This window comes from Kaistella sp., from assembly GCF_049588135.1.
GTDB lineage: Bacteria > Bacteroidota > Bacteroidia > Flavobacteriales > Weeksellaceae > Kaistella.
Window position 1 is genome coordinate 1 of record NZ_JBAVFG010000057.1, and the last position, 9274, is coordinate 9274.

General features: G+C 33.9%; 10 protein-coding genes and 1 tRNA gene. 8 read left to right on the plus strand and 3 right to left on the minus strand.

Annotated features, from left to right (window positions below; all coding sequences use genetic code 11):
* The first annotated feature begins 285 nt into the window (after positions 1 to 285).
* The 4 genes from WBY99_RS03265 (at position 286) to WBY99_RS03280 (ending at position 2338) form a co-directional block, all read left to right on the plus strand.
* Positions 286 to 597, plus strand: a complete 312-nt coding sequence (locus WBY99_RS03265) for a hypothetical protein (protein WP_423974908.1) — start codon at positions 286 to 288, stop codon at positions 595 to 597.
* A gap of 200 nt (positions 598 to 797) precedes the next feature.
* A complete protein-coding gene (locus WBY99_RS03270; RefSeq protein ID WP_423974909.1) occupies positions 798 to 1307 on the plus strand; it encodes an RDD family protein in 510 nt (169 codons plus the stop codon).
* A gap of 48 nt (positions 1308 to 1355) precedes the next feature.
* Positions 1356 to 1426, plus strand: a tRNA-Cys gene (locus WBY99_RS03275).
* 330 nt (positions 1427 to 1756) lie between these two features.
* On the plus strand, positions 1757 to 2338 hold the full coding sequence (locus WBY99_RS03280) for a YMGG-like glycine zipper-containing protein (RefSeq protein ID WP_423974910.1): 582 nt from the start codon (positions 1757 to 1759) through the stop codon (positions 2336 to 2338).
* A 938-nt stretch (positions 2339 to 3276) separates the two neighbouring features.
* Here WBY99_RS03280 and WBY99_RS03285 read toward each other — a convergent pair.
* Positions 3277 to 4182, minus strand: a complete 906-nt coding sequence (locus tag WBY99_RS03285) for a T9SS type A sorting domain-containing protein (protein ID WP_423974911.1) — start codon at positions 4180 to 4182, stop codon at positions 3277 to 3279.
* 210 nt (positions 4183 to 4392) lie between these two features.
* Between WBY99_RS03285 and WBY99_RS03290 the strand changes: the two genes are divergently transcribed.
* The 4 genes from WBY99_RS03290 to WBY99_RS03305 all read left to right on the plus strand — a co-directional run bounded on the left by WBY99_RS03290 (position 4393) and on the right by WBY99_RS03305 (position 7221).
* Positions 4393 to 4536, plus strand: a complete 144-nt coding sequence (locus WBY99_RS03290) for a DUF6759 domain-containing protein (protein WP_423974917.1) — start codon at positions 4393 to 4395, stop codon at positions 4534 to 4536.
* Between the two features lie 191 nt (positions 4537 to 4727).
* Complete coding sequence (nirK, locus tag WBY99_RS03295; protein ID WP_423974912.1) at positions 4728 to 5762, plus strand: copper-containing nitrite reductase; 1035 nt, start codon at positions 4728 to 4730, stop codon at positions 5760 to 5762.
* 35 nt (positions 5763 to 5797) lie between these two features.
* Positions 5798 to 6649: a formylglycine-generating enzyme family protein gene (locus tag WBY99_RS03300; RefSeq protein WP_423974913.1), complete on the plus strand. Its 852-nt coding sequence runs from the start codon at positions 5798 to 5800 to the stop codon at positions 6647 to 6649.
* Positions 6646 to 7221, plus strand: coding sequence for an SCO family protein (locus tag WBY99_RS03305; protein WP_423974914.1), 576 nt, complete (start codon positions 6646 to 6648; stop codon positions 7219 to 7221). Before WBY99_RS03300 ends, WBY99_RS03305 begins: the two co-directional genes overlap by 4 nt.
* A gap of 74 nt (positions 7222 to 7295) precedes the next feature.
* Here WBY99_RS03305 and WBY99_RS03310 read toward each other — a convergent pair whose 3' ends face one another.
* Positions 7296 to 8324, minus strand: a complete 1029-nt coding sequence (locus tag WBY99_RS03310; RefSeq protein ID WP_423974915.1) for a DUF4407 domain-containing protein — start codon at positions 8322 to 8324, stop codon at positions 7296 to 7298.
* A 188-nt stretch (positions 8325 to 8512) separates the two neighbouring features.
* Positions 8513 to 9067, minus strand: coding sequence for a crossover junction endodeoxyribonuclease RuvC (ruvC, locus tag WBY99_RS03315; protein ID WP_423974916.1), 555 nt, complete (start codon positions 9065 to 9067; stop codon positions 8513 to 8515).
* Positions 9068 to 9274: the final 207 nt, after the last annotated feature.

A 9274-nucleotide genomic window follows, 5' to 3' on the forward strand; every position in this document is an offset into this window, starting at 1 on the left:
ATATTCTACTTTCTTCAATTTGGATAGCCATCTTTATATTCTCTGTTTATTTTTTAGTGAAGATTATTCAAAGTATTTACAAATTTTTAAGATATTTTTTTTACATGACAAAAATTAAAACCTGCTAAAAACCAAGTAATTAGGTTGTTTACGGTTTAAATAAGTAACTGATACCCAATAGCTTAACACGCGTTCACAATACATTCTATTAACCATACGAACACCAGTCAAGGCAATAAAATCACAAAATTAAGTTCAATTTTAGAACAAAATTTTGAAACGAAAATGAACAAAGCCAGATTAAAATTCATCTCAATGATGATTTTGGCTTTGTGCAAAATAAAAACGGTCAATTATACCGCCTTGGCAAATGTTCTTGATAATGCAACAGAAGCGCAAAGCTCACTTAGAATATTCAGCATATTGCCCAAGAAAGAAGATTTGGTATTGGTTATGGATAGAACGAATTGGAAATTTGGACATGCTAATATCAATATTCTGATGCTTGGAATTTGTTATAAAAATATGAGGTACCAATCATGTTTAAAATGCTGGACAAAAAAGGCAATTCGAACACCGCAGAAAGGATTGAATTAGTGAAGCAATTTATCTGCTGGTTTGGGACAGATGGTATAGATTGTTTGTTGGCAGATAGGGAATTTATTGGGCCTTTAGTGTTTTCAAATATGGTTTAAATTATTTGAATAACATTTTGCTAAATCCATTTAACAAATTAAATATCACCGTTTTGCAATTTTTATCATGTACTTAGTAAATAATTATTAAATAAACAAAATATGGCAAGAGTTTTACAAATTGTGGAGAGACATAAAGCAGATAAAGGATATCGTTGTCTCAATTACATTATTGATTTTGGATTTTCAGTCATCATCATTTGGGTTTTGGTATTCCTATTCGTGTTTGCACAATACTTTATTACCGGAACCGATATGGAAGAAGCAATCGATAACATCACCAATATCAATCCTTTAGTTGATCGGGTGGGAGCACTTTTAGCTTATGGATTGATTATGTTTTTAATTGAAAAATTTAGCAATGGAAGAAGTTTAGGAAAATTAATCACTGGAACCAAAGTGGTAAAAACCGATGGAAGTGACCTCACAACCGATGATTTACTCAAAAGAAATTTCTCGCGTGCAGTTCCATTTGATCAGCTTTCATTTTTAGGAAATAGCGGCTGGCACGACAACTGGTCGAACACTCGGGTGGTTAGGGTTAAAGCTTTTGACCTTGCGCAAAACATGCAAAATGACATCGAAAGTCTTGGTATAAAAGAAAATCTTTAATATTATTTTCTCAAAAAAATAAAAAGTCCTATATTTGCAAACCCAAATGGTTCTTTGGCCGAGTGGCTAGGCAGTGGTCTGCAACACCATCTACAGCGGTTCGAATCCGCTAGGAACCTCACATCAAACCCTATTCTATTGATTTCAAATAGTTTAGGGTTTTTTGTTTACGAATAATTCCAATCAAATTCCAACTATCTGAAAAAAGTGTAAAAGGTTTCCTTTTTATGGATTCCGAAAATTCAGATTATTTTTTCCGAGGACTAATTTTTACTATTAAAAAAATAAGATAACTAAAGCCCACGTTTCATACTATAAACCAATCAATTACACCAATAATTAAATTTTTAACAATTCATTAACACTAGATTGGTTCTCTTTTTGGCAAGAGTATTACAAGAATAATTACTTCCAAATTTATTTTTCAAATCCTATTAAAATTCATCATTATGAAATCAACTCATAAAACAACTCAAATAAATAGAACAAGTTTTCTTTTTAAGAATCTTTTTTTAACAGGAATAATTGCAGCAATGACTTTAACTGCATGTAAGAAAGACAATACCGTAGTTGAAAAATCATTGGATCAACAAAAAATAGAATTTCAGCAAAGACAATTGGAAATTGAACAGCAAAAATTAGCCATCGAAAAAGAAAAAATGGCTTACGAAACTCAAAAGAAAGTTGACAGTATTGAGGAGAGAAAACAAGCAGTAGCAGCAAAACCACGTGTTATAAAAGAAACCAAAACAGTTTACGTCAATAATACTCCGAGAAGAGAAAACTCTTCTGCATCAAACGCAGGTACTTATCAAGGAAACAATCAAGCAACTGCGCAAAGACAAGGAATGAGCAAAGCTGCGAAAGGAACCATTATTGGAACTGTGGGTGGGGCTGCTGCAGGTGCAATTATCAGTAAGAAAAATCGTGGTTTGGGTGCTGTGATTGGTGGTGTTGTGGGTGGCGCAACAGGTTACACGATTGGTAGAGCTGGCGACAGAAAAGACGGCAGAGTGCAACCAAGAAATTAAAAAATTCGATTTTAGACGGTCATTCTTTAACTACACTAGCTTTGTGTTTATTTTTAAAAATAGAATTAGAAAATAGGATAATTTGTATTTGATAAAAAAATAAAATAATTTTTCGCTTCAGTATTGTCTTCAGATTCCAAGCCGTTGCTGATAATAACACATTGATTCGCAGTCTATTTTCTCCCCAAAAAAATAATTTTGAGCCAGCCTGAAATCGGTTTTTAAATGCCCAATAATAGACTCGATTGCAACTCTGTTCTGAATTTTTTGCGTTTTACTTGTTTTTAATAAGCCTTGTCTGTTTTTCTTGCGGTGCTGGGAATGGCTATTTTTACGCCCTTTATTTCCGGGCTTCCTCTTTTATTGCAATCATAAACGAGCTCTTTGGGAAGTTTTTAACCGTTGTTTTCCATTTGTTCCAAAAGCAGTTCAATGGTGTGACTGTTAAAAATCCACCAACATTCAGCGTAATAGTTTTGGCAGTTTTTCTGGATTCTTCCCAACATATTCGCAATGCTTTAAAGTTCTAAACTACAAAAACTTACAAGAAAAAATAAGTGATTTTACTTGTAGGCTACTAAAAAAAACAAGAACAAGTTAATCGAAACTTCAAAATTTCTGCATTTTTTTAAGTTTATAAATTCTTGGTTTCTTCCTCTTTAATAAGGTGGTCAATTGCACCGAAGTTTGCAATATATTGATTTAGCTTGCAATAAATAACGAAATTTAATTTGGAGACAGAAACCCTCTAAGAAAAAGAATTCTAAATCAAGTTATACCTAAGGGAAATTCGTAAACAGATAAAAAGTAATTGTGTTTTCTGAAAATGATAAACTCTGATTGTCAATCGTTTCAGAGTTTTAAATAAATCTGTTTTCTACAAAAAAAATAAGGGTTACAAAATTTGCAACCCTTAAATTATAATCAGAAATTAAAAATTATTTTTTTACAACTTTTTTAGTTTCTGTTGTTCCATCTGCATATTTAACACTAACTACATAAGAACCTTTCGCAAGATCCTGTACATTCATTGTACTTTCTGCAGTTGTTTTTACAAGCTTCCCTGAAATGTCAAATAATGAAATTAAAGAAATTTTATTGTCAGATTTTACATTGATCACATCTGTTGCTGGGTTAGGATATACAGAAACTTTTGTTTTAACATTGCTGATATCAGTAACAGCTAAGAAAGGATCTCCATTAACTGCACTTACTTTGATATTATCAAATCCAGCTGTTGTAACAGAGTAAAGTAAAACATCAAATTCTGTAGGCTGTAAACCAGGAATGGAGTCGAATTCAAAAACTTCCCCCGTATTATTTAATTGCACCTTAACCTGACCGGTAAACATATCATAAGATGCTTTGATATGATACCAAGTATTAGCAGTTGGATTTTCATCTATAATTACACCATCATTTTCATTAGCTACATACATATATCCCGCTGTTGGATCCCAACCAAGTTCAAATGGCATTTCATAACCTGCATCTACGTCATACATTTGAACAATTCCGACTCCACTTCCTGCAACTCCTGTGTAATAATCGTATTCTACAACTAAAGTATTATTATCATCGCTTTTAGAGAGCCAATTTGTATCATGGTATTCCCAAACCCCATCGTTAGTCGCATTACTTGCTAACTGAAAAGATTTTCCGTGTGCAGCATCAATATTGGCCACTTTCGTGAAAGATGAGGCTCCACCACCATCTCGCCCCCAACCACCTTGCGTTCCTAGATTACCTACATTGTAGGACTCAAAATTATCAGTCCACAAAGACTGTGAGAAAGCACTTGTTGCAATACCTGCTACGAGTACAAAAGATAGAATTTTTTTCATAACTATTTTTTTAAAATTAATATTATATTCAAATGTAAAAAAAAAATATGAAACAACCAAAACGATAACACTTTACACCAATAAACATAACTGCAACTACATAATAAGCTCAATCATTGTCAACAAACCAAACAATTTACCCGATTATTGAATTTCGACCAAGGACAAATTTGATATAATTGAGATTGATAGAAATTTCAAATAATAAAAATCTATAACGTCCCTATTTTAAGAAACAATAAAAATCAATTCATCATCAAAAAAGGGAACTATACACTAAAATCAAATATTTATGAAGCGAAATATTATTCACAAAAAATAATTGTAGAACCACTTCTTCTGAAACTTTCTTAAAATTGATTTAATAATCCTTAAATTTACATTAAACCAATTGACAAGTGGATAATTATGGCGGAGTCCATCAAATAAAACATCGAAATACTACTAAAATTATTAATCTGATAAAACTCATACCTCAAAATTTTTAAAGCTAATTCAATTCAGATAAATTTGTCCTATTAAAAACAGTATAAAAAAATCAAACTATGAAACGAATCGTAACCTGCTTTACATTAGCCCTCTTAACGTTGCAGGCATGTAAACAAAATCCTTCAGAAAATCCCTCGGCAAAATCCGAAAATGCGCTAGACATCAAAGTAAGCAACGAAACTGAATCACAAGCAATTGTAAATCCGCCAATGGTTCCAGCCCCAATTGGTGATCGTGCTGCCAAAAAAGTAATCGTGCGTTTAGAAGCAACCGAAGAAATTGGTGAATTAGCCGATGGGGTAACTTACAAATTTTGGACTTTCAACAGTACTGTTCCAGGGACTTTTATCAGAATCAGAGTTGGTGATGAAGTTGAACTTCATGTAACCAACAGAAGCGACAGTGTGATGCCACACAACATCGATCTTCACGCAGTGAATGGTCCAGGAGGTGGTGCAGAAGCAACCAACGTGGCTCCAGGAAAAGAAGCAATCTTTAATTTCAAAGCACTTAATCCTGGATTATTTGTTTACCATTGCGCCGCAGCGCCAGTTCCATTGCATATTGCCAACGGAATGTATGGTTTAATTTTAGTAGAACCAGCAGGTGGATTACCTAAAGTTGACCGCGAGTATTACATCATGCAAGGGGAATTCTATACCAAAGGAAAAACCGATGAGAAAGGACTTCAGGAATTTGATCAAGACAAAGGTGTTGATGAAAGACCAACTTATGTAGTCTTCAATGGTAAGAAAAATGCTTTGATGGGGAAACACGCTTTAGAAGCGAAAGTAGGTGAAACCGTACGATTATTTGTAGGAAATGGTGGACCAAACTTGGTGTCTTCTTTCCACGTGATTGGTGAAATCTTCGACCGAGTTTATATGGAAGGTGGAAGCAAGATTAACGAAAACGTACAAACAACGGTGATTCCAGCAGGTGGAGCAGCCATCGTAGAATTTAAGGTAGAAGAACCGGGAGATTACGTCTTAGTAGATCACTCTATTTTCCGCGCATTCAATAAAGGTGCAATTGGAATCTTGAAAGTGACAGGAGAGAAAAATCCTAAAGTTTATAATAAAGTACAATAATCCTATTCTCATTAATTATCATTAAAGAAATCACCATGCTCAAAATTTTAAAAATATTCTTGCTCATTGGTGGTTTCTTTTTTCTAATGGTTTCCTGTGAAAAAGCAAATACACCAAAACCAACTCAAGAATCCTCAAATACAACTGAAAAAGAAATCGCCATAACTCCCGATGTTAAAATGGTTTTAATTAAAGGTGGCGAATACCAACCCTTTTATGGTGAAGACAGCACCTTGGTCAAAGTTGACGATTTTTTATTAGACGAAAGACCTGTCACGAACGCAGAGTTTCTCGATTTTGTAAAAAAGAATCCTCAGTGGAAACGAAGTAATATCAAAGCAATTTTTACAGATGACACCTATTTGAAAGATTGGCAAGATGACGAAACGCTTCCAAAAAATACTGATCCAAATGCTGCCGTAACTTATGTTTCTTGGTTTGCTGCAAAAGCTTATGCAAAAAGTGCAGGAAAAAGATTACCAACTTTAGATGAATGGGAATACGTGGCAATGGCGGATGAAGAAAGTGCGAACGCAAGAGATAAACCAACCTACTCTGCCCATTTAATCAATCTTTATAATGAAAAAGATCGGCAAAAAAACAAAGTAAAAATCTCTGCACCTAATTATTGGAGAATCTACAATATGTTCGATTTGGTTTGGGAATGGACGGATGATTTTAATTCCATCATGACGACCAACGATTCTCGAAATGCAGAATACGATGACAAAGGTTTGTTCTGCGCTTCTGCTGCAACGAGCACCACCGATGTTTTGAATTACGCATCCTTTATGCGATATGCATTCCGATCCAGTTTAAAAGCAAACTACACCGTTGGGAATCTCGGTTTCCGATGTGCTAAAGATCCTTCAAATACAATAAAATGAAAAATTTAATTTTAACTTTATTTTCAACCCTATTTCTTTTTTCCTGTTCTCAAAAACAAGAAGTTCAACCTGCAAAAAAAGAAACTTCTGCAGGATCTATTTTTGTCCTAAATTCTAAATGGCAAAACCAAGATGGCAAAGAACTTCAGTTAAAAGATTTGAAAGGAAAAAACTTAGTTGTCGTAATGATTTTCACAAGTTGTACCACAGCCTGCCCGATTCTAGTCGCCGATATGCAAAAGATAGAATCGAAAATCGACAAGAATAAACAGAAAGAAACAACCATGGTTTTGGTTTCCATCGATCCAGATAATGACACGCCAGAAGTTTTGAAAGCCTACGCAAAACAACTCAATATGGACGGCGAGCCTTGGCTTTTCCTTAGAAGCGACAAAGAATCTTTACGTGAATTAGCGAATGTTCTCGCTGTGAAGTACAAGAAAATTTCACCGATTGTTTTCTCCCACTCAAACATTATTACGGTCTTCAATAAAAATGGCGAAATGACAAGTCAAGTTGAAGGAATCGTAAATTCGGACGACGTTGCCAAAATAGTAAATGGACTGAATTAAAATAACACTAAATCAGCCATCCAAGCCTGCAAAAGAAATTTTGCAGGTTTTTATATGTTTATTTATTTTTGAAATTATTTTCCCAATTTATCTTTAAAATCATCAACTCTAAAATTGGTTAAAGCATTTCCTTTTTCAATTTTTTCTTTAGAATAGAGTTTAAAATCATTCTCTGTTTTTTCTAAAAGATGATCATAAGGACCAACCGATGAAATTAATTTGATCAGAACCGGTGAAATTTCTAAGGTAATAAAAAGTCCCATAATAAAAGCCGCTGCAAGTCCGATAATTGCTGAGTTTTTCCCGAGTTCATCTAGCGCTTGCAAGCGAGCGGCAAATCCATTAAACTGATCTTCGAAAGTTTCAGTTTTATCTCTTTCTTTTTCGATATTGGTATAAACTTTCGAAACTTCTTTATCTAAATATTCTAATCGTGGCGCAATTTGTTTTTGGTAATTTTCTAAATCCAAACGGCGCTGTTCTTTCAGTTCTGCTTTACGTTTTGCATTAGATCCGAATCCTACCTTTCCACTGGTTAAGCCACTTTGCTTACCGAGAATTTCCTTTTCTAATTCTACTGCAGCCGAATCATAAGATTTTTGATAATCTGCGATTTTGCTTTGAATTTGTTTTTTCTCTGTTTCAAAAGGTCCGGATTGCTGCAGAATCCTGCCATTCATTTCGGTTTGAAGTTGCGTTTTATTTCTTTGAATAATGGTATTTAATTGCTTGTTGACTTCTTTTTCGAAAATTTTTAATTCTAAAGGTTTAGAAATAATGATTCCCAAGAAAGCCGCTAAAATTAATCTCGGAATTGCCATTAAAATCTGATTCCACCATGATCCTGTTTTTTTAATTGATGAAACGATATATCGGTCCAGATTGAAAATCATCAATCCCCATAAAACCGCAAAACCTACCGAAATCCAGATATCATCGAAAACGGTAAACATCGCATACCCCGCTGACAATGTTGCAAAAACTGCGGTGAATAAAACGATTCCGCCGATGCCAGAAAATTTATTCCAGTCGCTCGGGGTTTTTCTTAAAATATGAATATTACTTCCCGAGCAAACCATCAGGAATTTTTGAAACCAGTTCATTGAATGATTGGCTTGATTTAAGGGATTTATTTTTTGCGCATTCATTTATTTAAAATTTAATCAATAAGAATTAGTCTTATAAAACGCAACAATGTTACAGATAGTATTAGGCTTTACCAAGTAAATCTTTTGTGTAATTCTTGTAAAATTATTTTACAAATAAAAACATTGAAAATTAGAAAGTTAACTTACTTCAGTCGATCTGGGTTTTGTTTCAGAAAACTATCCCATCCTGTGTAAGACTTATCTTGAGAAATAGTACCGGAATTGAAATGATGACAAACTGCAACAGCCAAACCATCGGAAGCATCCATGTATTTTGTGGGGAATTCTTTGAGATTCAAAAGCGTTTTCAACATTCCCGCAACTTGTTCTTTGCTTGCATTTCCGTTTCCTGTAATCGCCATTTTAATTTTTTTCGGAGAATATTCGGTAATCGGAACATCGCGATAAAGTGACGCTGCCATTGCAACTCCTTGCGCACGACCGAGCTTCAACATCGACTGTACGTTTTTCCCAAAAAATGGAGCTTCTAATGCAACTTCATCTGGATGAAATTCATCAATTAAAGATAAAGTTCTTTCAAAAATATATTTGAGTTTCGTCTCGTGATTCGGATACTTTTTCAAAATAAGTTCGTGCATAGAAATCATTTCGATTTTACTTCCTTTCACTGAGATAAGTCCGAAACCCATAATCGTGGTTCCTGGATCGATTCCTAAAATTATTTTTTCTGTTTGCACGCTACAAAAGTAAAGTCTTTCCTTCAAAGTAAAGAATAATAACCCATTTTTTGCAAAGACATGATAAACCTAGAACTTAAAATCTCTAGAAAAACCAACTAGTCTCAGCCCAAATCAAAATAACGAAACACTTTCCTTTTAATCTAAAATCCTTTTCTATTTGTTATAAAATTCATCATTTATAAAATCCAATTATCTCATTTACAG